27 protein-coding genes are annotated in these 25,284 nt (G+C 37.3%); 17 read left to right on the top strand and 10 right to left on the bottom strand.

Annotated elements, in window-relative coordinates:
* Positions 1-54: 54 nt before the first annotated feature.
* Entirely contained in the window at positions 55-2,493 is a 2,439-nt protein-coding gene (locus ACUN24_RS08200; protein ID WP_445562047.1) for an OstA-like protein, read from the top strand.
* A gap of 131 nt (positions 2,494-2,624) precedes the next feature.
* Here the strand turns inward: ACUN24_RS08200 and ACUN24_RS08195 are convergent, their stop codons facing one another.
* A complete protein-coding gene (locus ACUN24_RS08195; RefSeq protein ID WP_445562046.1) occupies positions 2,625-3,197 on the bottom strand; it encodes a non-canonical purine NTP diphosphatase in 573 nt (190 codons plus the stop codon).
* Positions 3,198-3,310: 113 nt separating this feature from the next.
* On the bottom strand, positions 3,311-3,964 hold the full coding sequence (locus ACUN24_RS08190) for a hypothetical protein (protein WP_445562045.1): 654 nt from the start codon (positions 3,962-3,964) through the stop codon (positions 3,311-3,313).
* A 167-nt stretch (positions 3,965-4,131) separates the two neighbouring features.
* Here ACUN24_RS08190 and ACUN24_RS08185 point away from each other — a divergent pair, with 167 nt between their 5' ends.
* The 11 genes from ACUN24_RS08185 to ACUN24_RS08135 all read left to right on the top strand — a co-directional run bounded on the left by ACUN24_RS08185 (position 4,132) and on the right by ACUN24_RS08135 (position 12,014).
* The gene (locus tag ACUN24_RS08185; RefSeq protein WP_445562044.1) at positions 4,132-4,656 is read left to right on the top strand and encodes a hypothetical protein; all 525 of its coding nucleotides are present in this window, start codon (positions 4,132-4,134) and stop codon (positions 4,654-4,656) included.
* 54 nt (positions 4,657-4,710) lie between these two features.
* Positions 4,711-6,069 (top strand): peptidylprolyl isomerase, encoded by a 1,359-nt coding sequence (locus ACUN24_RS08180; protein WP_445562043.1) that lies wholly within the window; start codon positions 4,711-4,713, stop codon positions 6,067-6,069.
* A gap of 5 nt (positions 6,070-6,074) precedes the next feature.
* Positions 6,075-7,037, top strand: coding sequence for an AAA family ATPase (locus ACUN24_RS08175; protein ID WP_445562042.1), 963 nt, complete (start codon positions 6,075-6,077; stop codon positions 7,035-7,037).
* Positions 7,038-7,206: 169 nt separating this feature from the next.
* Positions 7,207-7,824 carry an HD domain-containing protein gene (locus tag ACUN24_RS08170; protein ID WP_445562041.1) on the top strand — a complete coding sequence of 206 codons (618 nt, stop codon included), beginning with the start codon at positions 7,207-7,209 and terminating at the stop codon, positions 7,822-7,824.
* A 129-nt stretch (positions 7,825-7,953) separates the two neighbouring features.
* Positions 7,954-8,343, top strand: a complete 390-nt coding sequence (locus ACUN24_RS08165; protein ID WP_445562040.1) for an RDD family protein — start codon at positions 7,954-7,956, stop codon at positions 8,341-8,343.
* Between the two features lie 531 nt (positions 8,344-8,874).
* Positions 8,875-9,159, top strand: coding sequence for a hypothetical protein (locus ACUN24_RS08160; RefSeq protein ID WP_445562039.1), 285 nt, complete (start codon positions 8,875-8,877; stop codon positions 9,157-9,159).
* Between the two features lie 159 nt (positions 9,160-9,318).
* Entirely contained in the window at positions 9,319-9,819 is a 501-nt protein-coding gene (locus tag ACUN24_RS08155; protein ID WP_445562038.1) for a DinB family protein, read from the top strand.
* A complete protein-coding gene (locus ACUN24_RS08150) occupies positions 9,816-10,403 on the top strand; it encodes a class I SAM-dependent methyltransferase (protein WP_445562037.1) in 588 nt (195 codons plus the stop codon). The genes ACUN24_RS08155 and ACUN24_RS08150 overlap by 4 nt, the downstream gene beginning before the upstream one ends.
* Entirely contained in the window at positions 10,400-10,903 is a 504-nt protein-coding gene (locus tag ACUN24_RS08145; protein WP_445562036.1) for a hypothetical protein, read from the top strand. The genes ACUN24_RS08150 and ACUN24_RS08145 overlap by 4 nt, the downstream gene beginning before the upstream one ends.
* A 259-nt stretch (positions 10,904-11,162) precedes the next feature.
* A complete protein-coding gene (locus tag ACUN24_RS08140; protein WP_132398389.1) occupies positions 11,163-11,684 on the top strand; it encodes a hypothetical protein in 522 nt (173 codons plus the stop codon).
* Between the two features lie 141 nt (positions 11,685-11,825).
* Complete coding sequence (locus ACUN24_RS08135; RefSeq protein ID WP_090502258.1) at positions 11,826-12,014, top strand: hypothetical protein; 189 nt, start codon at positions 11,826-11,828, stop codon at positions 12,012-12,014.
* 65 nt (positions 12,015-12,079) lie between these two features.
* On the opposite strand, the gene ACUN24_RS08130 is transcribed toward ACUN24_RS08135, so the two are convergent.
* From ACUN24_RS08130 to cysS, 6 genes are all read right to left on the bottom strand, one after another.
* Complete coding sequence (locus ACUN24_RS08130) at positions 12,080-12,967, bottom strand: glycerophosphodiester phosphodiesterase family protein (RefSeq protein ID WP_445562035.1); 888 nt, start codon at positions 12,965-12,967, stop codon at positions 12,080-12,082.
* A 233-nt stretch (positions 12,968-13,200) separates the two neighbouring features.
* Entirely contained in the window at positions 13,201-14,058 is an 858-nt protein-coding gene (locus ACUN24_RS08125) for a nuclear transport factor 2 family protein (protein WP_445562034.1), read from the bottom strand.
* 88 nt (positions 14,059-14,146) lie between these two features.
* Positions 14,147-15,127, bottom strand: a complete 981-nt coding sequence (locus ACUN24_RS08120) for a M28 family peptidase (protein WP_445562033.1) — start codon at positions 15,125-15,127, stop codon at positions 14,147-14,149.
* A gap of 135 nt (positions 15,128-15,262) precedes the next feature.
* Positions 15,263-15,652 (bottom strand): endonuclease domain-containing protein, encoded by a 390-nt coding sequence (locus ACUN24_RS08115; protein WP_445562032.1) that lies wholly within the window; start codon positions 15,650-15,652, stop codon positions 15,263-15,265.
* 290 nt (positions 15,653-15,942) lie between these two features.
* Positions 15,943-16,623, bottom strand: coding sequence for an aspartate/glutamate racemase family protein (locus tag ACUN24_RS08110; protein WP_445562031.1), 681 nt, complete (start codon positions 16,621-16,623; stop codon positions 15,943-15,945).
* Positions 16,624-16,667: 44 nt separating this feature from the next.
* On the bottom strand, positions 16,668-18,128 hold the full coding sequence (cysS, locus tag ACUN24_RS08105) for a cysteine--tRNA ligase (RefSeq protein WP_445562030.1): 1,461 nt from the start codon (positions 18,126-18,128) through the stop codon (positions 16,668-16,670).
* Positions 18,129-18,558: 430 nt separating this feature from the next.
* Here cysS and ACUN24_RS08100 point away from each other — a divergent pair, with 430 nt between their 5' ends.
* The 4 genes from ACUN24_RS08100 (at position 18,559) to ACUN24_RS08085 (ending at position 21,600) form a co-directional block, all read left to right on the top strand.
* Positions 18,559-18,990, top strand: coding sequence for a GNAT family N-acetyltransferase (locus ACUN24_RS08100; protein WP_445562029.1), 432 nt, complete (start codon positions 18,559-18,561; stop codon positions 18,988-18,990).
* A 190-nt stretch (positions 18,991-19,180) separates the two neighbouring features.
* Positions 19,181-20,074, top strand: a complete 894-nt coding sequence (gene lipA / locus ACUN24_RS08095) for a lipoyl synthase (protein WP_025144173.1) — start codon at positions 19,181-19,183, stop codon at positions 20,072-20,074.
* A 114-nt stretch (positions 20,075-20,188) separates the two neighbouring features.
* Positions 20,189-20,740 (top strand): RNA polymerase sigma factor, encoded by a 552-nt coding sequence (locus tag ACUN24_RS08090; RefSeq protein WP_445562028.1) that lies wholly within the window; start codon positions 20,189-20,191, stop codon positions 20,738-20,740.
* 2 nt (positions 20,741-20,742) lie between these two features.
* Positions 20,743-21,600, top strand: a complete 858-nt coding sequence (locus tag ACUN24_RS08085) for an anti-sigma factor (protein WP_445562027.1) — start codon at positions 20,743-20,745, stop codon at positions 21,598-21,600.
* A 534-nt stretch (positions 21,601-22,134) separates the two neighbouring features.
* Here the strand turns inward: ACUN24_RS08085 and ACUN24_RS08080 are convergent.
* A complete protein-coding gene (locus tag ACUN24_RS08080; RefSeq protein ID WP_445562026.1) occupies positions 22,135-22,836 on the bottom strand; it encodes an AIM24 family protein in 702 nt (233 codons plus the stop codon).
* Between the two features lie 127 nt (positions 22,837-22,963).
* A complete protein-coding gene (locus ACUN24_RS08075; RefSeq protein WP_445562025.1) occupies positions 22,964-24,460 on the bottom strand; it encodes an NAD(P)H-hydrate dehydratase in 1,497 nt (498 codons plus the stop codon).
* 318 nt (positions 24,461-24,778) lie between these two features.
* Here ACUN24_RS08075 and yiaA point away from each other — a divergent pair, with 318 nt between their 5' ends.
* Complete coding sequence (gene yiaA, locus ACUN24_RS08070; RefSeq protein ID WP_445562024.1) at positions 24,779-25,189, top strand: inner membrane protein YiaA; 411 nt, start codon at positions 24,779-24,781, stop codon at positions 25,187-25,189.
* Positions 25,190-25,284 lie beyond the last annotated feature (95 nt).

Here is a 25,284-nt window from a genome sequence, read left to right as displayed (position 1 = left end):
ATTTAATTTTAACTGGTATTCCGAACGTTCGGAACAAAAAACTAACTTTGTAGTGTGCAAAAACTATTTGTCTTTTTACTCTTTCTAATCAGTCCAGTATTTTTATTCGGCCAGCAACCTGCTTCGAAGATTAAAATCGTTTCGTTTTCCAAGATAACTGGTGATACCAAAAAAAAAATCAGTTACCTGCGAAACCCTGTTTTCCAACAAGATAATGCAACTTTGACCTGCGATAGCGCTGTATTTTATAGCGAGCGGAACTATTTCGAAGCTTTTAAAAATGTACATATCAACCAGCTTACCACCGATATTTATTCAGATCAATTGGAGTATGACGGGAATAAAAAACATGCGCATTTAACCGGAAATGTGGTGATGAGAGATTCGAGCTCGACTCTAACCACCAATATTTTAGATTACAATACCCTAAGCAAAATAGGCACCTATACTAGTGGCGGTAAGATTGTAAATAAGGAAGTAACAGTAACCAGTAAAAATGGCTATTACTTTAGTCAGGGTTATAGCCGCGAAGGCAGTGATGCGTATTTCAGATATGATGTAGTGGTGCTTACACCACAAGCCACCATCAAATCGGATACGATGAGCTACAACACTAAAAATAAATGGACTTACTTTTACGGCCCTACAAATATTAAAGGAAAAGACGATAATCTATATACTGAAAACGGACAATACAATACCATGACCGAGGATGCTTTTTTCGGAAAGAAAAACCTATACACACAGGGTACGAGATCGTTAAAAGGTGATAGTTTGTATTATTTCGGAAAAAAAGGGGTTGGTAAAGCGGTGAAAAACATTGTTTTTTCTGATACCAAAGATAAGATGAAAATGTTCGGCGATTTGGGCTATTATTACAAACTAGATCAGCGGACATTGGTTACCCGAAATGCCTACCTTGGAATTGGCACCGAAGATTCGGTCATGGTGAAGAATAAAAAAAGACCAGACAGTTTGTGGATGGGTGCCGATACCTTAGAAACGCAGATGGTGCTGCAAAAAACCTTAAAACTAGTCCCTAAAATTTCGATTAAAGCCGACAATCAGGTTGGCGAGGATGATGAAGATACAGGAGAAAAGAAAGAAAAAGGGGAGCCAAAATATAAACCGGAAGCTGAATCTATCCAAAAAGAAGACAGAAATAAGCGTAAAAATAGCAGGGCAGATAAAAAGAAAAAGAATAATGGCGATGCTGAAGCCGAAGATCTGCTTAACCTGAAGGATAAAAGCGTTGACAGTTTAAAATCAAAAGTAGACTCACTTAGCAAAGGACTGCCCAAGCTTAATCCCGATAGTTTGCAGAAAAATAATCGTTTAAAGAACAAGGCCGATTCCATTATCAAAAACCTGCCTAAACTTAAAACTGATAGTATGAAAAAGCTGGCTGATAAAGCCAATGCGATTACAAAGAATGTATCGAAAAGCACAATCGATAGTTTGCAAAAAAAGATTATCAACGGGGCTTCACCAATTGTAAAGGATGTTTCAAAAACGAAAATCGATAGTTTGCAAAATAAGATAATAAAATCTGGCGATAAAAATAGCTTAACAAAAGTTCTGGGGAATTTAAAAGCCGGCGCTTTAAAAACTGATACGACAAAATTTAACCCAGCCGACACTGTTCAAACGCGTATTATTAAGGCTTACCATGGCGTTAAGATTTTCAAAACAAATATACAAGCCAAAACAGATAGTCTGTTTTACACCAGTGCTGATTCTACTTTACGTTGCTATAGCAACCCTATCCTCTGGTCGGAAGGCTCTCAGCAGGTTGGCGACACGATATTTGTACAGTTCAAGAATAAAAAACTGAATAACTTACAGGCATTCAGGAATGCATTTTTAGTAAATACACCAAAAGATTCGTTAAGGTTTAATCAAATAAAAGGAAGGTTAATGACGGGTTTCTTTACGAATGGAAAATTTAAGACCCTTTATGTAGATGGTAATGCCGAAAGTATTTATTATACTCAAGATGACAGCACCAAGGTGTATAAAGAAATGAACCAAACCTTAAGCAGCAGGATAAAGTTCATTTTTAAGGATAAGGAAAATGCCATTGAGGAAATTGTTTATATCAAAGGGATAGAAGGGGCTCTGAATCCCGAAAATACGATTGCAAAAGATCATGTTTTAAAAGGATTTTCATGGAAACCGACTGAACGTCCGAAATCAAAAAAAGATGCCATAGGCTCTTCGGGTAAAACTAAGCCTAAAGCAAAGGCGAAAGCAATTGCAGGTAAAACTGTGGCTGGCGCTAAAACCACAACCACGGTAAATAAATCAGCAGCGCCAGCGGTTAAACCGAAAATCACATTGGGAAAAGACAGCTTAAATACGGGTAACAAATCGCCTCAAGCTAAACAGGCAAACGCAACCAATTCTGGCATTAAACCCATCCTACCGAAAAAGGACTCAGTACAAGTGAAAAAAGATTCTGCTCAAGTGAAAAAGGCAGTTGGTAAAATGTAAATAAGTGTGATCGTCATTTCGACTGAAGCGCAGCGGAATGGAGAAATCTTTGATGAAAAGTTCAAAGATTTCTCCACTACGGTCGAAATGACGACCCATCATAATTTAATAGTCTGGGAAAGTCTATAGTTTTATCTCTTCAAAAAATCCAACATCTTTTTTAGTGCAATAGCCCGGTGACTGATTTTATTCTTTTCTGCAATATCCATTTCAGCAAAAGTAATATCGTAACCATCCGGCTGAAAAATGGGATCATAACCAAAACCCTTCGAACCTGATAATGCTGTTCTGATTGTACCTTCTATTGTACCTTCAAAAATATGATTTTTACCACCCTGCATTAAGGAGATCACCGTTTTAAACCTTGCTTTTCTATTAGGGTTCCCCTCAAGCTTAGTTAAAACCAGTTGAATATTTTCCAGGCTATCACGGCTGCCTGAATATCGGGCAGAATAAACGCCCGGTTCGTTGTTTAAAGCATCTACCTCTAAGCCACTATCGTCGGCAAAACAGTCTAAATTAAAATGTTCAGTCACATAACTGCTTTTTAAAGTTGCATTGCCTTCAAAAGTATCAGCAGTTTCAGGAATATCAGCCAAACAACCAATATCTTCCAGATTCAGCACTTCATATTGATCTTCAAGAGCAGCGCGAATTTCTTCGGTTTTATGTTGGTTATTGGTGGCGAATACAAGTTTTTTCATTTTAGGAAGGTAAAAGTTTAAGGTATAGGGTTTAAGATTTTTCGAGCCGAATTAAAATGCCATATCCTGGCACTTGATACTTGATTCTCAATACTTGATACGCTTGCGAATCGCTATTTAATTTTCTGCAGATGACCCCAAAGTATTTTTTTAGCAGTTAAATCACTATCGAGATGATGGAGGTTAGGCGCAAAGATAATTCTGGTTGTTTCGTGAACAATGATTTCATTCTGCCAGGTAAGATTCAGTCGCAAGTCGGCAAACGCTACTCCGAAAGATAACATGATCGCAGGTTTAAAAAACCGGTTTAATTCTACGAAATCGGTTCCTTTATAATTCGAATAATTTAGGATGGCAAAATCGGGCGTACCTAAATCTACAGCTTTAACAATTTTCCGCAACAGTTCTCTGCCTTGCTCCGTACTTACATCATGCTCACTATCGTTAACTAAAATGAGTACAGATTTTTTATTTCCACCTAAAAATTTAAACGTTTTTTCTGATACTGGTTCGGCCACAATATGCGGAATTTCAGGGGCTTGTGGATAAACTTTAGGAGAATTTGTAGGATTAATCCCAGGAATTTGCGTTATTTCTGGTTTTAAAACAGGTTCTTTTACTTCATTAACGGAAACTTTTTCGACAACTGAAACTGCCTCTGGATTACGCAAAGGCAGAATTTCTACGCTTTCATCCTTTACCAAAAAAACCTCTTCGGTAAAAAATAAACGTAAAGCATTCGCATTGTTGGTAACCTGGTTTTCCATTCGTATTTTTGTTGGATAATAATTTCTGTTAAAAATAGTTAAATATCTTATAATAGCGTCGCTAATTGTTACTTTTATCCCTTAAAATTTATAGAGTGCCCTGCGTGAGGAAAGCTTATTGCCTATTTGTTTTCAGCTTTATTTATAGCATTTCGTTTGCACAAAACGTGGCTGTGGTAAACGGTAAATCAATAAGTGCTAAAGAATTTATGTGGGCATACAAAAAAAGCCATAATGGAAACGTTAGTGCTGCTTACGATACTTTACAAGCCTATTTAAACTTGTACATAAATTTTAAGCTTAAGGTTTTAGATGCACGCGAAATGGGATTGGATAAAAACGCTGGTTACCAGGAAGAAGTTAAAACTTATGAGGATGCATTGGCCACACATAAAAAAGCTGGGGTGAGTAGCAAAGATCATGATTTCCTTTTGAACGAATACCGCGAAGGTGTTTTAATGTTCAATGTTTCTGAACAAAAAATATGGAACAAGGCGCAGGAAGATGAGCAGGCGATAAATGAATTTTACACGAAAAACCAACAAAATTACAATAAACCTTTAAGCGAAGTTAGAGGAGAGGTAATTGCCGATTATCAACTAAGTTTAGAAGAAAATTGGCTAAAAAGCCTCAAACAAAAATATCAGATCAAAATTAACGAAAGCGAGTTGAAGAAGCTTGCCAAGTTATAACCAACCTGATTTTTTTGACCATAAATATTAAATTTGCAAAATATAATAAATAGAATGAAGAAAGTTTTTTTAGTAGCAACCGCTTTAATTTGCCTGTTTTTAAACAGTTTCGCTCAAAAGCATACTGTAGATAAAGTTGCTGCTGTTGTAGGAAATAATATTATCCTGCTATCAGATTTAAACCAACAATACACACAATATCTTTATCAGGGTAACCAACCTAACAACGAGATTAAATGTAAACTCTTACAACAAACCTTAACGCAAAAACTGCTTAAACAACAGGCTGAGATCGATTCGGTAATGGTTGAAGATGGTGCGGTTGATGATGAGGTGAACAAGCGTATGCGTTATAGTATGCAACGTGCAGGCGGCCAGGAGCGTTTAGAGCAATTCTTAAACAAATCTGTTTTGCAGTATAAAGATGAGATCAGACCATCGGTTAAAGATGAATTGATTGCTCAAAAAATGCAACAAAAAATTACCGAGAACATTAACGTTACACCAATGGAGGTTGAAAAATATTTCAAATCTTTGGGCGATAGCGTTCCGGAATTTAATACCGAGGTTGAAGTTGGTGAAGTAATTTTAAATCCACAGTTAACCAAAGCAGAAAAACAGAAATTCCGCGATAAAATTGAGGCCCTTCGTTTAAGGGTTAAAAGTGGCGAGGATATGGGTGTTTTAGCAAAAACTTATTCTGAAGATCCAGGTTCTGCTGCCGATGGTGGTGATTACGGTTTTATCGACAGGAATACTATGGTTAAAGAATTTACGGCTTGGGCGTTTAAGTTAAAAGCCGGAGAAATTTCGCCAGTATTCGAAACAGATTATGGTTTCCACTTTTTACAGGTTTTAGAGCGCAGAGGTGAACAGGTACACGTTAGACATATTTTAATTACGCCTAAAACTACACCAGAAAGTTTAACTCGTTTAAAATTACATGCAGATAGCATTTACAATAACATTATTGGTAAAAAAATAAGTTTCGCTGCTGCGGCAAACCTTTATTCAGACAATAAAGAGAGCAAATACAATGGTGGTATGATGCTTAATGCAGAAAATGTTCAAGCAAGAAGTACCTTTATTCCTATTGATAAATTAGATCCTTCTGTGTTTCTGGTAATCGATAGTATGAAAATCGGTGGCATTTCTAAACCAGATTTATTTACTGCAGCTGATGGAAAACAAGGATACCGCATTTTATATTTAAAATCTAAAATTCCACCGCACAAAGCAAACTTAGCTCAAGATTTTCCAAAAATCAGAGATGCTGCACAGAGTGATAAAATTAATCGTACTTTAAGCGAATGGTTTGAAAAACGTCGTGAAAGCACTTACATTAAAATCGACGATGAATTTAATACCTGTGATGAATTAAAAATCTGGACTAAAACCACAGCAGCAAAATAATACCAATGCAGTATAAGAACGAAGTAGAAGCTGTTGATGCACTTCATCAATCTTTCAACAACATCAAAGCCGAAATAGGCAAAGTAGTAGTTGGACAAGATGACATAATAAAATCTGTTTTAATCGCCATTTTTAGCAACGGACACTGTTTGTTGGTTGGCGTACCAGGATTGGCTAAAACTTTACTTGTACAAACAGTTGCATCTGTTTTAGACCTCGATTTTAACCGGATCCAGTTTACACCCGATTTAATGCCAAGTGATATTATTGGCGCAGAGATTTTAGGAGAAGACAGGCACTTTAAATTTATAAAAGGGCCTGTTTTTTCTAATATTATCCTCGCTGATGAGATTAACCGTACACCGCCAAAAACCCAGGCGGCTTTGTTAGAAGCCATGCAGGAGAAATCGGTTACCGCAGCTGGACAAACCCATATTCTACCAAAACCATTTTTCGTTTTGGCCACACAAAACCCAATTGAACAGGAAGGAACTTATCCCCTACCCGAAGCTCAATTAGATCGGTTCATGTTCAACATTCAATTGAACTATCCTGCCTTTGCAGATGAATTGAACATCGTAAAAAACACCACAAGCAATAAAACCATTCAACTGCAGAAAATTATCCACGCAGATGATATCCAATATTTTCAGAAACTGATCCGCGATATTCCTATAACCGATAACGTATTGGAATATGCAGTTAAACTGGCTGCTAAAACCCGCCCAAACAGTGAGTTTGCTACCGATGCCGTTAATAAATACATCAGTTGGGGTGCAGGTCCGCGTGCTTCGCAGTTTTTAGTGCTTGGTGCAAAATGCCATGCCGCTGTAACCGGAAAATATTCACCAGATATTGAAGATGTAAAAGCCGTAGCCGAGCCAATTTTACGACACCGCATTGTACGTAACTACCGCGCTGAAGCTGAAGGCTTATCAATCGAGAAAATCATTAAAGATTTATTATAGTAGCATTAAGCTAGACGGGATTTGTAATCCCGTCTGATAAGCCAGAATTTTAACTTCTATTAGTGGATTACAAATCCACAATACAGCAGGTCGAGATTGCAAATATCGACCAACGAGAAAAGTCAACTCCAATTTGTATCTTGTGTATCGATACTATTCGCAAAACCTCGTGCTAAAAGATACATTCATTAATCTCTTAACAAATTATACAGATAGTGACCGTATAATACCCGAATTTTGGGCTGAAATTGAGGAAAACTACACTCATAAAAAAAGACATTATCATACACTTTCGCATCTTGAAAACTTGTTGACACAACTTACTGAAGTAAAAGTTAGCATTGAAAGTTGGGAAAGTATTCTATTTACTATGTTCTATCATGACATTATTTATGATGCGTTAAAATCAGACAATGAAGAAAAAAGTGCCGAACTTGCTCAGAAGAGAATGTCGCATATTTCAGTTCCCAATCATATTATTGATAACTGCAAAACTCAAATAATAGCCACTAAAAAACATCTTGCTTATCCTGAACCCGATACAAATTATTTTACTGACGCAGATCTTTCTATATTAGGCCAAAGCTTAGAAAACTATACTACTTATTCGCAAAACGTAAGAAAAGAATATTCAATTTATCCAGATCTCATTTATAATCCAGGAAGAAAAAAGGTTCTGGAACATTTCATAAAAATGGAGCGGATTTTTAAAACAGATTATTTTTATAAAAAATTTGAAAGCCAGGCAAAATCAAATTTACAGTTCGAGTTAGAACAACTTGGTTAGTCGGGATTTTTAATCCCATCTTATGAACTAAGGATTTTTAATCCTTACATTGTGGATTGCAAATCCAGACTAAAGAAAAATATTATTATTTTAAAACTTAATATTCTACAATAAATTATCGCACTCAAAATGGAAGAAAAATACCCAAGTCTGGTAGAAAGATTACAATCTACATTTATCGACACCATAATTATCATCATTCTTATGGTGTGTTTTTCAAATGTATTAGACAGCTTTAACAATGTACCAGAATGGGTACGGATCTTATTATTTGCATTTTTATTTGTGATTTATGAACCACTTTTCATGACGTTCGGCTGCACCATCGGTAATTACATTAAAGGAATCAGGGTAAGGAAAAATGAGGATATTAGCCAGAAAATCAATATTGGACAAGCTATTCTCCGGTACCCAATAAAGCTTGCTTTAGGTTGGATTTCGTTCCTAACCATCAATTCAAATCTACAAAGAAGGGCCATCCACGATCTGGCCTCGGGTAGTGTGATGACAAAGCTTTAATTTCCTCACATTTTGACTGACTATTTGTTACTTGCCATTGCAAATCCCTTCCAATAAATGCTTAGGTTACCTTTCTATGCTACATGTATTAAGGATAAACCGAATAAACATGCATTTCGTAAAACCAGTGTTCGCATTTGTTAGAAGGAGAATTATTTCTTTAGTATTTCTTGGCCTTTATATCAGATGCTGGGTGTTTTGTTTTATGTTTTTTCATAGTTTACCAATCAGCTCTGTCCCAAGATGCGGGATGCCTGATTTTGGTATGTTCATTTCCATAATGTTTCTATCATGCATCTATTTAATAACATTTCTAGTCCTTACTTTGATAAATAAAGGACAATCTAAAAATGAATTCATTGTGATTACCGCAATTATTCCTTTACCAATCTATATTGGAATAATTGATATGTTAACTTAAACTTTTGTTAGCCAGGATTACAAATCCCGAACGACACAAGACTAACGAAAACAGGTTACCTTTTATAAAACAATGTATTAAGGTCTGTAAACTAGTATATAGAGACAAACATGATCTTGGATTTTATTAAAAGGCGTTATATCGCACTTATTTCATTAGCACCGTATTTTGCTTTTTGGGCACTTTGTTTTGTACCTGCAGACCCATCAAAAAAAAACTGTGGCGCTGCAAATGCAGGACTGCTGATTATAATGCCTTTGTCTATCGCGTTTACCACTATAACCTTCCTTGTTCTTATACATGTTAACAAAGGACAGGAACGTAAAGATTTTAAAACCATACTTCTACTCACCTATTTACCTTTATTTATTGGCATTATAAATCTGGTAACCTAAAAAACTTGTTAGTCCGGATTTATAATCCTGTATTATGAACTAAGGATTTGCTTCTGCTAGTAGATTAAAAACCTACAGTACCTTAGGTCTGGATTGCAAATCCAGACCTAAGCAAGACCTAGCAACACAAAATTCATCCCAAACAATTATATTTGTTTTATGATGGGTGCCAATAACCTTACAGGTGCTATAGCCGCACTAATGGACGAATATAAAAAAGCAGTTGATGAGTTGATCGAAGTAATTGAACCAATCAGCCAACAGCAACTACTGAAAACCATTGAGCCAGAAAGTTCAAATCCAGATTGTATTTCCATCCAAACTATTTTAACACATGTAACTGCCTCAATGTTCAGTTATGCCGTTTATATCGAAAACTCCATCGGATTAGAAACTATCAGGCCAGAACGATTGCAATTTGATCAAGTGGCAGCCTATATTTCAAGGCTCCGGGAAGCGCTTAAATATAGCGAGGACTTTTTCGCCAGAAATCCCGACATCACCATGGAAGAGTTCGATCAATCAAAAAAGATCAACACAAGGTGGGGGCAACAATATGATGTAGAACAGATGCTCGAACATGCCATTGTTCATATTCTAAGGCATAGGAGGCAGATTAAAAATGCGTTAACTACATTTATCTTAAAACTAAAAAATTGAGCGCTCAAACCAATTTCTATAATCGATTTTCATTTTTATATCCACTTGTCGATATTTTTCTTAAACCTCAAAAGAAAAAGTTTTTCGATGAGATTAATCAATTGCCCTATGGAGACCTACTCGAAATCGGTGTCGGTAACGGATCTCATTTCCCATTCTATAAAAATCACAAAATTACTGGAATAGAAATTTCTGCATCAATGCTCAATGTTGCCAAAAAGAATTCAACCGGCGAAATCAAATTATTTCAAATGAATGGTGAGCAACTCGAGTTTGCAGAAAATAGTTTTGATTATGTGGTATTATCGCATGTTATTGCTGTTGCAGATCAGCCTGAAAAACTACTAATGCAATGCCACAGTGTTTTAAAACCAGATGGAAAACTATTAATTCTAAACCACTTTACGCCAAATAATTGGCTAAAATACTTGGATCGGCTAGTTAATTTTTGTTCCGGATGGTTCCATTTGAAATCTTTATTTTACATGGAGCATATTAAAGCGATTAGCCAGTTTAAACTTGAAAAAGAAATCACTTTAAAACCATTCTCCTATTTTAAAATTTTAATTTTCACCAAACCTTGAAAAAGCACTATTGGTATATTTTCTTTGCTTTGATAATCAGCCTGTTCATATATGTATTTTACAGAACTGATAAAACCTTGGTGAATCAGATTATCATTCAGTTGATCTCTTTCAGAACCTACCAAAGCTTAAAACAGACCGTCGCAGCATGCTTGCCATTAAACGAGTACCTGATCTATTCACTACCTGAGGGTTTATGGGTTTTCTGTATCACCTTAACCTCAAAGGAATTTTATTTTGATCTTTTCAAAAAACGCATTAATTGTATTTTCATTCCGCTTTTATTCGTTGTAGCACTCGAACTGTTTCAATTATTCCACATTACCAATGGCCGTTTTGACTTTTTCGATATTGGCATCTCCTTATTTTTTTGGCTTATAGCGGCTAAGATTATTGATACGCAGCAACGTTTAGAAAATCTGTTTCATTCGTTAAATTATGATAGTGCATTTTGTTTACTGACTTATTGCATTGTCTATCTTGCACACGTAATCTCTTAGAAAATTTTATTTCTATATTTGCAATTCACTGAAAATAAATATCTTTGCATAAAATTTACAGAAATGCTACGTCAACTACATATCCAAAAAATGCACTTTAGCCCGTCTTGTGGCATAAAGGGTTTGGGTATTGACTTAAATTTCCTTCCCAACCCTTAACGCGGTTTTAAGTTTCAACAAACAAAACCCAAATTTAAAAATTAATTTATTACTTATTTGCTAAGCATTTAACTGCTTAGCAAAATTAATTATATCCGTTATGGACATTTATACCACTGTAGAAGAAAAATATCTACAGGCCATTGAAGAACTGCACTGGGGCGAATTACCCAAGGCACTTCAGTATTTTAACGAAATTATTGTTTTCGATCCTGATTATGCAAGAGCATATTTTCAATTGGGAGATATTTATCAAAACCACTTTAAAGATTACAAAACCGCAGGTTATTATTATAAACGCTGCATTGAGCTGGATTCCGATTTTCCAGAAGTATATAAACCCTATCTGGAACTTGTTATTACACTCAAAATGCACAAACTGGTGAAACAGGTTGCAGAGAAGGCTTTACTTGTTCCTGGTGTTTGCGAAGCACATATATACGAATGTTTGGGCTTACATGCTGAGCAACAGCAAAATTTTGAAGAAGCGGCAAACCATTTCAAAAAAGCCGAACTGTTTAATGCCGTTCAGGATGAACAAAGCACTTTAAAGGAGCATCAAAACCGTATTAAAAGCAAAATGAATAGCACAAAAGCAATGATTTATGATTTACAAGGATAAAAGGCAGTGCCTTTTATCCCTTTCTAATACGCTGGATGACCTTAAAATACTATTCGCCAAATTGCTCTTATTATTTTAATTTTGTTACTATCTTTACCACACAATTACAAAGCATAAATTTTTAAATCAAAAATATTCGATATGTCAGCTCACGATTCACACGCACCAGCTCAGCAAACAAAAGGCATTTGGGCTTTACCCCTGGCTGCATGGATTCTGGTTTTATTACTGTGTGTCTATTTCACCAGACCAATCTTTAACCACGAAGAAGCATCTGCTCATCATGAAAAAACTGAAGCAGCGCACGAAAAACCAGAAGCACACCATTAGTGTTTTCTTTTCAGAAAGCATAAAAAAGCGTTCAGATTTAAAATCGGAACGCTTTTTTATGCTTTTTATTTTTTGAGTTGGCCCATGATGTTAGGGAAATCGGTAATGATGCCATCTACCCCCAAACTCATAAAATAATTTACTTCCTTCACCGTATTAACCGTCCAGGGGATAATTTTGATACCCATTTCATGGCAGCGGTCTACCAAACCCTTACCAACCAGAACCGAGTAAGGGCTGTAAATAGTAGGTTTAAAACCTAATTTCCCGATATAATCTTCAAAGGGTTCTTTTTCATCAATCAATAATGAAGTTTGTATTTTAGGGTATTTCTCGTGCAGGTACTGCAGCGTGCGCATATCAAACGATTCAATAATAACTCTTTTCGCAATTTTTTTTGAATTAACGACATCCATAATCAACTCCACAAATTCTGCAGGTTCAGGATGAAATTCATTGTCGCCGTTTTTAATCGTTTTCGTTTCGATACTGTAAACCGGTTTGGCAAGTTTGTGTTCCTTAACGTAAGCCTCGACTGCATCTATAGTTTCAGAGAGTAGCGGCTTGTAAGCTTTAAACTTCATTTGTCCCGGAAAACGGCTATGGACTTTACTCCCTACATCAAATTTTTTAACCTCCTCATAATCCATTTTATAGATGTTATAATTCTTCTGATCTTTTAAAGTAATCGGTTTACCGTTGGGCTGCAAAGAAATCTCGTTATTAAAATAAGGCTCTTGTGAAAGCACAACCAGTTTATCTTTCGAAATCACGGCATCCATTTCTAAGGTGGTAACACCTAAATCGATTGCTTTTAACATCCCTTCAATGGTGTTTTCGGGCATAATACCGCGTGCACCAGCTTTACCCTGTACATCGAATTTCTTCCTTTGGGCAGAAACATGAAAAAACAATAAAATGAGAACAGATAATAGAAGTAATTTTTTGTGCATGAACTTTAAACGTAAAAAAGGTTGTTTTATTTGTAATTATCGTTGTTTTGAAGAGCAAAAACTGTGCTATTTTTAATGTTTGTTCCCGCTTTTCGCTATATCTTTCCGCTACGCTCCAAGGATGCCGCTTCAATCGGGGCTAAACCGACCTTGAGTGCGGAAAAAAGATAAATCTCTGAAATAAAAAAAGGGCTTCTTTTTACGGAGAGCCCTCTTTAATTCACATTCTTTTTTTATCTTTCTGCAGGTACAAAAGCCTGTACAATTAAGTTCCAGCTTGCATCTGCTGCTTTTTCATAAACGAAAACGTAGTTAAAACTTTCACGTAAATCGGCTTTGTAATCGATAGTAGCCACACCGTAGGTATAAGCCAAATCACTACCGATTGCCTTATCTACCCCTGTTGTTTTCACATTGATTTTGCTGATCATTCCGTTATAAAAAGCAATAATTTTTCCTTTTCCATCAATGGCTTCGTTACCCGGGAAAAGTAAACGTGCATCGTTGGTTAAAAATCCTCCAAATGCTGCAATTCCATGTGTTTTTAACAAAGTATTTAATGTTTTTTCGGTAGTTAAGATAATATCCTTCCCAGCCTTAATCTCTCTTTCATTTAGGAATTTTGGTGCAACATGATCTTTAGGTTCAATAAATTGTGGCGTAACTTTAGCTAAAGGTTTATTACTTTCTGTTCCTAAATCAATAGCTAGTTTCCACCTGCCGTTTTCCGGTTTCCAGATCGATAAATATTGACCGTATTTTTTCTCCGAAGTTCCAACTTCATATGGCCCTGTAGTAAAACCTAAATCGCCACTGCGTGATACCTTTGCAAGGTTTGGGGTCCATGTTACATCCTTTTCAGCATCTGCTTTGCCAGCATAAAAAGTTTTAGCATTAACTGGGTTTGGCCTAAACACTAAAGTGCTTGTTGTCGAATAGTCTGTAAAAGCTTCTTTATCTCCATTTTTGGCAATTGACTTAGCAAAATCCTTTTCAGCATTTACTAAAGATTTGGTTGTTCCGTCGCTTTTTTGGGCAAAAGCACTTAGGGCTAAAAGCGAAGCGATTGCGGTTGAAAATAATTGTTTCATTATTAATTAAGATAATATGTTTGGCGAATATAAAATTTTCTTTAATGCATGACTTTAAAAGTAATTAACAATTACACATTAAGACCAGTTATTTTTCTCTATAGATGGTTTCTAAAACAGTTTGCCCGGTGGCTTTCAACGTATTTTTATCAATGTTGGTTAAGTTATCCAATTGCGTATGCCAATTGATATAAAAGCCACTATTATCATTGTAATGGATAATATCGATAGATGGAATGCCTGCTTTGTTCATCCAAAGATGATCATCAACCAGTTTTCCACTCGGAATTTTCGTAAAGTAAGAAGCATAGCCAATTTCATTACCAATGTCCCAAACCTTATTCACTACATCTGGAGCAGCCTGACGGGAGATTTCATCCTGCGTAAACTGTGCGTTACCGCCACCAACCATATCGAGATTAATGCAGTACAAAGCTTTATACCCTTTCGCATTTGCTTTTTTAGCCCAGTATTGAGAGCCTAAACACCAGGTAGTTTCATCTGGCGTTTCATCATTGGCCTTGCCATAATCTTCTAAATCCCACAATACAAAATCGACTCCAACATCTGGCTGTTTCTCTTGGATCTGACGTGCCATTTCCAAAATCACCGCCACCCCGCTTGCACCATCATTTGCCGCATCAAAAGGTTTTGCATGATTTGCAGGATCGGTATCCTGATCAGAAAATGGACGGGCATCCCAGTGTGCCGTAATTAAAACCCTCTTTTTTTGACCTGGATTAAAAACGGCGACAATATTTTTCAGTTGAAAGCTTTTCCCATCATAAGTTTGCGTTTGCTCACCCTGGATACTTACTTCTGCACCGAACGTCCTTAATTTTGCCACCAAATAATCTGCACATTTTTGATGAGCAGTGGTACCTGGAATCCTTGGCCCAAAGTCAACCTGAACTTTGGTATAAACATAAGCACTATCGTCATTAAAATCAGGAGAAACTAAACCTGTTGCCTTTTCTACATTTTCATCAGCATTTCGGTTTGTTTTATTTTGGCAGGCCTGAAATCCGATTAACGCCAATAAAGGCAGTATTAAAAGGTTTTTATTCATTGTTTAATCTAACGGAAAATTGTTTAAAGTAGTGTAATTATCTCTCATCCCCTGGGGGAAGAATTAATTGCTTAGAAATAGTCCATTCCCCCTTTGAAGGGGGCAAGGGGGATGACCATGCAAAAACTTGTTTCTTTAACAAGGTCTCTGATGATCTTTCTCCCATTCTGCTATGAGATGCTGAATGGTTCTATTCACATTCTCAATATCGTTCATTACCTCATCATCATTAAATCTCAGGACATGAAAGCCCAATGCGTTCAGGTTAAGTTCACGAGCTTTATCTTTTTCAAATTGGCCTTCTCGTTCATGACTAAGTCCATCAACCTCAATGACCAACTTTAAATCCTTTGAGAAAAAATCTGCAATATAATTAGCGATCGGTCGCTGTCTTAAGAAGGAATATCCCAACATTTTCTTATTCCTCAACAATTCACACCAAATTCTTATCTCTGCCTTGGTACTATCATTTCGATGGTCTCTGGCAAAGGTTTTTAATTTAGAGTTGTAGTGGTTGTTATGCATGATATCGTAACCTTTCTTAGAATTGAAAAGTAGAAAAATGAAATATAGCAAACAATTTGCTGTTATTATTCATCTTTAAATTAAATATGATTTTCTTCATCCCCCTGCCCCCTTCAAAGGGGGACAAATTCTTGGTGAGCCTGAAAACTTATGAGATTTGTTTTTCAGCCCTTAACTTCTTCCCATTAAAAGAGGACGGATTCCTTGATGAACTTAAAATTTTTAAGGTTGTTCCCGCACTTAATTATTCCCGCTTGAAGCGGCAGGAGAATAGTATAATAAAGTGCGTTCTAAGAAAGCATGTAATCCACAATCGCCTGGCAATGGATTCTGGTAGTATCAAATACCGGAATCTCAAAGTCATCCTGATTGATCAGCATAGGAATTTCAGTACACCCCAGAATGATGCCTTCAGCTCCATTTGCAATCAGCTCATTTATTATTGTAATATACTGCGCCCTGGTTTCTTCCAATACCAAACCTCTACCTAATTCTTCTTTAAGGGTAAACTGTATATAATCGCGGGTTTCTTTTTCGGCAGGTACCAAAACATTTAACCCATGGTCTTCGAGCTTTTTGATGTAAAATTCCTTCTCCATGGTAAACACGGTACCTAGCAGCCCTACGCTTTTAATTCCGGTAGCATTTATGGCTTTAGCGGTTTCGGTACCAATATGGATAATAGGCAGAGCTGTTTTTTCTTGTAACTGATCGGCAAAAAGATGTGCCGTATTGGCGCAGAGTACAATTGCTTCTGCCCCACTCTGTTTTAAACTTTCGCAGGCATTGCGCAAAAGATCAAACGATCCTTCCCAGGTTTTATCCTGAACATCGCCAAAATTAAGGGAATAAATTAAACATTCAGCGAAATTTAACCCACCCAAACGCTCATTTACGCCCTCATTTATAAAACGATAATAATCTATAGTAGATACCCAACTGATACCACCTACCAAACCAATTTTTTTCATTGCTAAAATCGACTCATGACTTTGGACTTTAGATTTAGAACTACCTAAGCCTTACTCCAGGTGGTTCCCTCTTTGCCGTCTTTAAGCTGAATTCCCAACTCTTGTAAGCCAATACGGATACGGTCAGAAGTGGCATAATCTTTATTCGCTTTTGCTTCCGTTCTTAAGTTAATCACCATATCTAAAACGCCGTTTAAGTCGTTACCCCCGGCATCCTCATCTTTCAGTCCTAATATATCGAAAACGAAATCGTTAATCAGTTGCTTTAACTTTTCCAGTGCTTCTGCAGAGATTTTCCCTTTACCATCATACACGGTATTGATAATCCGAACTGCTTCAAATAACTCTGCAACCAAAATCGGACTGTTAAAGTCATCATTCATCGCAGTAATACATTTTTCTTTCAATGCATCAATATCGAAATCGTTCTGTTCAGAAACTGTTAACTTATCTAACAAACCAATTGCAGCCATTAAGCGGCGAAAACCTTTCTCCGAGGCGTCTAAAGCTTCATTAGAAAAATCTAATGTACTCCGGTAGTGCGCCTGTAACATAAAAAACTTCACCGTCATCGGGCTAAAGCCCTTTTTCAATAAAGGATGGTCACCAGTAAACAATTCTAAAGGAAGGAAACCATTGCCGGCAGATTTAGACATGCGCGTACCGTTTACTGTAAGCATATTGGTGTGCATCCAATAGCGGGCAGGCTGTTTATGGCTGCATGCTTCAGATTGTGCAATTTCATTAGTATGATGCGTTGCTGCTAAATCCATTCCACCACCATGAATATCAAATTCGGCGCCTAAATATTTGGCGCTCATGGCCGAACACTCGATATGCCAGCCAGGAAAGCCCATGCCCCATGGCGATTGCCATTGCATTAAGGTTTCTGGCTTTGCTTTTATCCATAAGGCAAAGTCTAACCTTCCGCGTTTCTCATCCTGACCACCCAGTTCCCGGGTATTGTTCAGCATATCTTCGAGATTGCGGTTGGTTAAAATGGTATAATTATACTCCTTACTGTATTTTTCTACATCAAAATATACATTGCCGTCAACTTCGTAACCATAACCTTTGGCTATAATTACCTTAATCATTTCGATCTGCTCAATAATATGTCCGGTAGCGGTAGGCTCAATACTTGGCGGCTGCGTGTTGAACATGCGCATTACATCATGGAAACCCAAAGTATATTTCTGTACAATTTCCATTGGCTCAAGCTGCTCCAGTTTCGCACGTTTTGCAAATTTATCATCGCCCTCGTCCCTATCACCTTCTAAGTGACCCGCATCGGTAATATTACGTACATAACGTACTTTATAACCAGCATATTTAAGGTACCTAAAAATTAAATCGAAAGAAATAAACGTGCGGCAATTACCCAGGTGCACATCACTATAAACAGTAGGGCCGCAAACATACATCCCAACGTTGGGTGCATTTAAGGGTAGAAAAAGTTCTTTTTTGCGCGAAAGCGTATTATAAAGCTGTAAGCCAGTATTCATATTGCAAATGTAATATTAAGTTAGAAAGTTAAAACGTTAAAAGTTGCAATGTTAAGGTTATGATTTTTAAGTAACATTTATAAATCGTATTCGTGCAGTCAGATGTTGCCATCTGACTGTAAACAAAATTTAATTATAGTGTTGATTTTTCTCAAACATTAGAAAAGGTAATTGCTGCTCATCGGCAACAGCAGTCCCTCTTTCCGCTATAGCTTCGCCGAAGAGGCTCAGGCTGCCGCTTCAATAGGGTTTAGCTTGGCTATTGTAGTACTTTTAGCCCTTCTAAACTTGCGAAGTCTGCCAATCCTCTGGCCTTGTGAGACTTCGCAAGTTGGCCTGGCAAGCGGTGTGCCGTCAGATGTTACCATCTGACGATAAAAACAAAATTTAATCTTTAATTTTAGCTTCATCTATCAAAACATCAGTAAAAATGGTTCAGATCAGAGAAATTTCAAAAAAAGATGCAGAAAGTGTGGCCTGGCTGTCCGCACAATTGGGTTACGAGAGTGACATTGAGCAAACATCAGCCAGAATTAAACACATTAATAACAGTAAGGACAACTGTGCATTTGTTGCTTTAGTTGACGACACAGTAGTAGGCTGGATCCATGGTTTTTATACCTTAAGAATAGAATCCGATCCATTTGTCGAAATTGGAGGATTGATTGTCAATTCTGCTTACCGCAATTTAAAAATTGGAAAACAATTAATTGAAAGCGTAAAGCTTTGGGCGAAAAAACATCAGGTAAAAAAACTAAAAGTAAGATGTAACATCATACGTACCGAAAGCCACAAATTTTACGAGCGGCTTGGCTTTAAGGAAAATAAACAACAGATTGCTTTTGAAATTGATTTAGATTAAATTTTTAGTGTCAGATAGAAATATCTGACACCACAGGCAGGCCCTTGCTAAACTTGCGAAGTCTAGCTCCGCCCCTGTCCTGCCAGACTTCGCAAGTTAGCTAACCCGCAATTAACAATCACACCAATTATTACAACCTTCAAACATTTCTACGTTGTAACATTTCAATCCTATTCGTTAACTTTGTAGCATGATTGATTTACCGGTAGTACCTGCTGTGACTGAAGTTAAACGTAAACCAGATTGGTTACGTGTTAAATTACCCGTTGGTAAAGAATATGCACAAGTTCGCAGTTTAGTAGACACGCACAAGCTCCATACCATCTGCGAAAGCGGCAATTGCCCGAATATGGGCGAATGTTGGGGCGCAGGTACGGCAACATTCATGATTTTAGGAAACATCTGTACCCGCAGTTGCTCTTTCTGTGCGGTTGCTACAGGCAGGCCGTTGGCTGTTGATGTTGATGAGCCTAACCGTATTGCAGATTCAGTGAGATTAATGGGGGTTAAACATTGCGTAATTACCTCGGTAGATCGTGATGATTTAAAAGATGGCGGTTCAATCATCTGGGCAGAAACCTTACAGGCGATCCGCAGAGAAAGCCCAATCACTACCTTAGAAACTTTGATCCCTGACTTTAAAGGCCAGTGGGATAATTTATACCGCGTTTTAGAAGAACGTCCAGAAGTGGTTTCACATAATATGGAAACCGTTAAGCGTTTAACCAGACAAGTACGCATCCAGGCGAAGTATGACAGAAGCCTAGAAGCTTTAAAAAGAATTTCGGAATTTGGTTTAAGAACAAAAACAGGTATTATGCTTGGTTTGGGCGAAACCGAAGAAGATATTTTCGAAGCCATGGACGATTTAGTGGCCAATGGCGTTCACATCCTAACTTTAGGACAATACTTACAACCAACCCGTAATCACCATCCTGTGGTTGATTGGATCCACCCTGATACTTTTGCGATGTATAAAGAAGCTGGTTTAGCAAAAGGTTTAAAGTATGTAGAAAGCGGCCCACTGGTACGTTCATCTTACCATGCCGAAAAACACCTTTTCCCTATTGAAGGAATAGCATAATTATATTTTAAGAAATAGATTAATAATGTTTTAAAAATCGCACTCCTAAGCGGAATGCATTTTTAAAACATTTTTTTGCTTTTACTGTTCTGTACTGTATCTTAGTGATCAATAGTGACTGCATTTAAAAAATTAACCCTAACCGAGCCTGAACTTGTTCAAGCACTGCAATCGAAAGATCCAGCGGTACTAAAAACATTGTACAGCATGTATTCGTCGGCGCTTTACGGCGTTATTTCACGCATTATTACCCACACAGAGCTTGCAGAAGATGTTTTACAGGAAACTTTTGTAAAAATCTGGCAGTCTGCAACACACTATGATCATACTAAAGGACGTTTGTTTACGTGGATGATGAATATTGCCCGCAATTTATCGATCGATAAACTCCGTTCTAAAGACTTTAAGAATTCACTCAAAAACCAAGATATAGAAAATAACGTAAGTTTCGTTGATGAACAAAACAAGGTTACGTTTAATCCTGATATTCTTGGAGTTAAGCAACTTGTAGACAACCTTAAACCGGATTTACAAGCAGTTCTTGATTTAGTTTATTACAAGGGTTTCACTCATGTGGAAGCCGCAGAAAAGTTAGATCTGCCATTAGGTACGGTGAAAACCCGGATCCGGTTGGCTATTATTGAATTGAGAAGGAATTTTAATTGAGCGTGGAAAATTTAAAAGCATATATCGAATCTGGAGTACTTGAGCTGTACGTTTTAGGTGATTTATCACCAAAAGAAGCGTTACAGGTTGAGGAAATAGCATCTCAAAACCCTGAGGTAAGAGATGAAATAGCAGCCATCGAGCAAGCTATGGAGCAATATGCTATGCAAAATGCTGTAGAACCATCTGCAGATGTAGAAACAAGATTATTCGAAAAGTTGGGGTTAAGTGAAGTTGAAGAGAATGTGAATGTTCAACCCGAACCAATTTATACCCAAGAACCAAAAATTATACGTTTAGATGGAAGCGACGCGAAAGTAAGAACTTTACGTTACGCCTTAGTTGCTTGTATAGCTTTATTGGTAGTGAGTACCGCGGCATTATTTATCACTTATAACAAACTGAATGCTGCACACGACCAGATTGCAAGTTTAAACCTGGATAAACAAAAGTTTGCCGGGGTAGTAAGCAAACTGGAGTTTGAAAACCAAGGCTTGGATAATATGGCAGCCATGGCTGATAGCAAAGAGTGGGCAACCATCCGCATGGCAGGGCAGCCATTTAGTCCAGCTTCTAAAATGAAGGTTTACTGGAATAAAAAAGATAAAAGAGTGCTGATTAACTATGTGGCTATGGATTTACCAAAAACCGATGCCGAACATCAATATCAGTTATGGGCTTTGGTAAATGGTAAACCCGTAAGTTTAGGCGTATTTGGAAAAACCGATTCGACTAATAATGAGGCACTGGTAAAAATGCAAACCATTCAGGAAGCACAGGCATTTGCCGTAACCTTAGAACCTAGGGGTGGAAGCGTTAACCCTACAATGGATAAGCTAACCGTAATGGGTGGTGTGTAGATAGAAATTATTTAATCAACATACAAAATCCCGACATTGATAAAATGCCGGGATTTTCTGTTTTTTAACTAAAGAATCGTCATTTCGAGGGAAGTGAAACGAAGTCGAGAACCCGACGGCTCTGCGAAGCAAAATCTGTCCAGATAGATCTCTCCATTCCGCTGCGCTTCAGTCGAGATGACGATTAAAATATAATATTTAATTGCATATTTCACTTCTTCACAAGGCAGCACCAACCCCCATTATGTCTATTAAATTAGGAGGAAAATCGTTTAAAGCTAAAGGTTTTTGCTCCTTGCAACCTTAAATAGGATGAATGGCTGCGCCACCTAAACCTGACAGGAGCAGGCATCCCGAATTTCATCGGGATAAAGCAGATGGCAGGACTGCCTAAACACAAATGCTTTTGCAACTGCTTTCCAAAAAAAACGCCTATATATTTAATACATAAATCTTGTTGACCCCGAGTGAATGAAATGGAGAAACCTTATCGACTAAGATCTCTCCACTGCGGTCGAGGACGATTCTACTATTTTAAGACTTCGCTGCGTATTTCACTTCTTCATAAGGCTGTACCAATACCCATCCCTCGCCAAAAAATTCTAATTGGAAAGATTCGCCACTTCCCCTTCCAATGAAGGAACCGAAAGTTAAATTGGTTTTAATGTTAGGCGTTAAATTCTCAGACCAGGCTACCGTAGCATTCGGATCGGTATATACAGGCTGATTGGCAGTAACCCTTAATAAAATTGGTTCGCCATGTGTGGTTATGGCAATATAGCCACTGCCCGAAAGTTTAACCTGAAATAAACCACCACTCATCATCCCTGCGATGCTTTTTAGCATTTTTATTTCGTTTTTAATACTCTCTTCCAGAGCCAATACATCATTACCATTAACAAAAACTGACTCGTTCTGGAGTTTGATGATCTTTACTTTCTTTCCTTCATCGGCCAGATATAGTTTGCCAGTTCCGGTAGCGTGCATCAGTGAGGTACCTTCGCCAGATATGGCTTTTTTTAACAAACCGCTCAAACCTTTACTCAATAGGCCTTCTCTTTTAAAATCAATATTTCCGATGTAAGCAACCATCGAACCAGCCTTTGCCAGGATTTTTTGATTTTTTAAGTTTACTTCCAGCATGGCCGGTTTTTCCAATTCAAAAAAATCGTTTTCTGCCGGGTTTTCTGCTGATTCCTTAATGAGTTCGTTCAGCGTATACTCTTTTTGTGCCATAATAATTTTGTTTTCCGTTTTTAAAGTATCTGTTATTTAAATATTGTGTAAAGTATCAATTATAAACTAAAAAAATAGTAGTTTAATAAAGGTTTTTTCCCACAATTGTGGCTGAGCACATCACAAACTAATTAGAGATGAGCACTTTAATTTCTTTTGATATCCTGGCGGTAAGATGCGATGCAGTAACCACAAATTGTTCCTGCGCTAGATAATCGCCTGCTTTTCCATGAATGTAACAAGCCAGAAGAGCGGCATCTGTTGCCGAATATTTCTGCGCTACAAAACCTGCGATAATGCCTGTAAGTATATCGCCCATTCCACCTTGCGCCATCGCCGGATTTCCTGTGGGGTTGATGAGTACCTTACCTGTTGGCAGGCAAATAAAAGTATATTGGTTTTTAAGAACGATAACAATCTTTTGTTTTATAGCCTGTTCTTTAGCTGTTTGCACCCTATCCCACCAATTATCATGTTCACCAAATAAGCGATCAAACTCTTTCATGTGCGGGCTGATGATGGTATTTGCGGCAAGTTTATCGATCAGATCGGGCCTTTCACCCAAAATATTTAAAGCGTCTGCATCAATGATCAACATTTGGTTAGCTAAAATCAGGCTTTCGAGCAGTTTTTCGTTTTCGGCTTCAGTACCTAAACCCGGGCCAATAGCAATGGCCTGATATTTTTTTGGGTTCTCTATTCTTGTGTATTCATCTCTTGGCAAGGCCATAACTTCTGGTAAGGAAGTATTTAAGGCTATTAACCCGCTATGTGGAATAGAAGCTGTGGTTAATCCAGCACCTGTTTGTAAACAAGCCATAGAAGAAAGCAAAGCCGCGCCCATGGTATTGGTATTTCCCGCAATAATCAGTGCATGACCATAAGTACCTTTATGGCTGAACAATTTTCGGGGCTGCAGGATCTTTTGAATATCACTTTCTTCCACTAAATGGAAATCAGCATCTTGTTTCTGGATAAAAGCCTCATCCAGATCAATATCAACCACTTCATATTTTTCAGTCGCCAAGGCCGACTCAGGGAAAAAAAAATTAATTTTCGGCCTTTGAAAACAAATTGTTTTATAGGCTATTATACCGTTATAATCTTTCGGGAGTTTACCTTCAGCAAAAAAACCTGTCGGTACATCAACCGCATATACTTTTTTATTCAGCTTGTTTATGGCCTGCACAAGCGCTTCAAATTCTCCACTCAAAGGCTTATTTAAACCCGAGCCTAAAATGGCATCAATAATTAAGTCGGCTTTCAAATGCTTTAGATCAGAAGCCTGATTAATGATCGTTTTTTTACAGCGCGTTTCCTCAATTCGTTGCAGGTTGATTGCAAAATCGTCGCTCTGCTTTTCATTGAAGTTAATGATGTAGACTTTTAAATTCTCATATCCATTAGCGATAAGTAAATGCGCAATAGCCAGTCCGTCTCCCCCATTATTTCCCTTCCCGCAGATTATAGCTACGCTTTTATTGGTATCGAACTCGTCTCTTAAAAAAGCTTGAACAAAAGCCCTAGCCGCTTTTTCCATCAAATCGATAGAAGCAATGGGTGTATTGGCAATCGTAAACTGATCAGCACTACGCATTTGGGTAGAAGTAAGCAATGTTCGCATATAACTAAGGTAAGATTATACAGCTATAATGCAAAAGATGGGATTTTGTTTGATTTCTTTCTATAATGCTGTGTAATTAAGCTTATCAGGAATTTTCAACCACAGATGCACACAGATAAACACAGATTTTTTATTCACCTGTACATCCCATATATCTTTACCCAGATTATTTTATTGATTTCAGATAGCACACAATCCCATAACAATTATCTCCCAGGCTCAGCATTCAAAAAAATAATTTGAAATACTCTCTTTTAATTTTTATACCTTTTACCAATCTTTAGCGTTGACTATTGAATTAAATTAAATCTCAAAACAATGAATCAAAAACCATCAAATGCATTTGTGGCAGCTGCCTGGATGGCATTAGGTATCGGAATGATCGGCTTTATTGTAGGTCTGTGGCGTTCTGATATGCTTCTCAATGAAAAAGGATATTATTTCACCGTATTAATGTTTGGCCTTTTCGCCGTAATCTCTTTACAAAAAGCTGTTCGCGATAAACTGGAAGGAATTCCCGTTACTGAAATTTATTATGGCATCAGTTGGTTCTCTACGCTATTAACCATCACTTTATTGGTAATTGGTTTGTGGAATGCAACTTTGCTGCCCAGCGAGAAAGGATTTTATGCCTTTGCATTTTTACTCTCCTTGTTTGGCGCTATTACCGTTCAGAAAAACACGAGAGACAGCCAAATTGTAAATAAAAACAAGAATCTGGATCAGTAGTAAAGCACTACGGTGTTTAACAGATTAACTGCAGTTTTTATAGAATTAGTTCATAAAGCCTGCGGTTTTTCTTTAAAGAGGTATTAATTATTTAG

This window comes from Pedobacter sp. WC2501, assembly GCF_052682415.1.
The sequence above is the reverse complement of the archived record's forward strand: the minus strand, read 5'-3'. Positions and strand labels throughout refer to the sequence as shown.

What these genes read in the sequence shown, in the direction of transcription:
- ACUN24_RS08195 (WP_445562046.1), bottom strand. Translation starts at nt 3,197, where the DNA reads ATGAAAAAACTTGTATTCGCCACCAATAACCAACATAAAACCGAAGAA.
- ACUN24_RS08190 (WP_445562045.1), bottom strand. Translation starts at nt 3,964, where the DNA reads ATGGAAAACCAGGTTACCAACAATGCGAATGCTTTACGTTTATTTTTT.
- ACUN24_RS08180 (WP_445562043.1), top strand. Translation starts at nt 4,711, where the DNA reads ATGAAGAAAGTTTTTTTAGTAGCAACCGCTTTAATTTGCCTGTTTTTA.
- ACUN24_RS08175 (WP_445562042.1), top strand. Translation starts at nt 6,075, where the DNA reads ATGCAGTATAAGAACGAAGTAGAAGCTGTTGATGCACTTCATCAATCT.
- ACUN24_RS08165 (WP_445562040.1), top strand. Translation starts at nt 7,954, where the DNA reads ATGGAAGAAAAATACCCAAGTCTGGTAGAAAGATTACAATCTACATTT.
- ACUN24_RS08160 (WP_445562039.1), top strand. Translation starts at nt 8,875, where the DNA reads ATGATCTTGGATTTTATTAAAAGGCGTTATATCGCACTTATTTCATTA.
- ACUN24_RS08155 (WP_445562038.1), top strand. Translation starts at nt 9,319, where the DNA reads ATGATGGGTGCCAATAACCTTACAGGTGCTATAGCCGCACTAATGGAC.
- ACUN24_RS08140 (WP_132398389.1), top strand. Translation starts at nt 11,163, where the DNA reads ATGGACATTTATACCACTGTAGAAGAAAAATATCTACAGGCCATTGAA.
- ACUN24_RS08135 (WP_090502258.1), top strand. Translation starts at nt 11,826, where the DNA reads ATGTCAGCTCACGATTCACACGCACCAGCTCAGCAAACAAAAGGCATT.
- ACUN24_RS08130 (WP_445562035.1), bottom strand. Translation starts at nt 12,967, where the DNA reads ATGCACAAAAAATTACTTCTATTATCTGTTCTCATTTTATTGTTTTTT.
- ACUN24_RS08125 (WP_445562034.1), bottom strand. Translation starts at nt 14,058, where the DNA reads ATGAAACAATTATTTTCAACCGCAATCGCTTCGCTTTTAGCCCTAAGT.
- ACUN24_RS08120 (WP_445562033.1), bottom strand. Translation starts at nt 15,127, where the DNA reads ATGAATAAAAACCTTTTAATACTGCCTTTATTGGCGTTAATCGGATTT.
- ACUN24_RS08115 (WP_445562032.1), bottom strand. Translation starts at nt 15,652, where the DNA reads ATGCATAACAACCACTACAACTCTAAATTAAAAACCTTTGCCAGAGAC.
- ACUN24_RS08110 (WP_445562031.1), bottom strand. Translation starts at nt 16,623, where the DNA reads ATGAAAAAAATTGGTTTGGTAGGTGGTATCAGTTGGGTATCTACTATA.
- cysS (WP_445562030.1), bottom strand. Translation starts at nt 18,128, where the DNA reads ATGAATACTGGCTTACAGCTTTATAATACGCTTTCGCGCAAAAAAGAA.
- ACUN24_RS08100 (WP_445562029.1), top strand. Translation starts at nt 18,559, where the DNA reads ATGGTTCAGATCAGAGAAATTTCAAAAAAAGATGCAGAAAGTGTGGCC.
- lipA (WP_025144173.1), top strand. Translation starts at nt 19,181, where the DNA reads ATGATTGATTTACCGGTAGTACCTGCTGTGACTGAAGTTAAACGTAAA.
- ACUN24_RS08080 (WP_445562026.1), bottom strand. Translation starts at nt 22,836, where the DNA reads ATGGCACAAAAAGAGTATACGCTGAACGAACTCATTAAGGAATCAGCA.
- ACUN24_RS08075 (WP_445562025.1), bottom strand. Translation starts at nt 24,460, where the DNA reads ATGCGAACATTGCTTACTTCTACCCAAATGCGTAGTGCTGATCAGTTT.
- yiaA (WP_445562024.1), top strand. Translation starts at nt 24,779, where the DNA reads ATGAATCAAAAACCATCAAATGCATTTGTGGCAGCTGCCTGGATGGCA.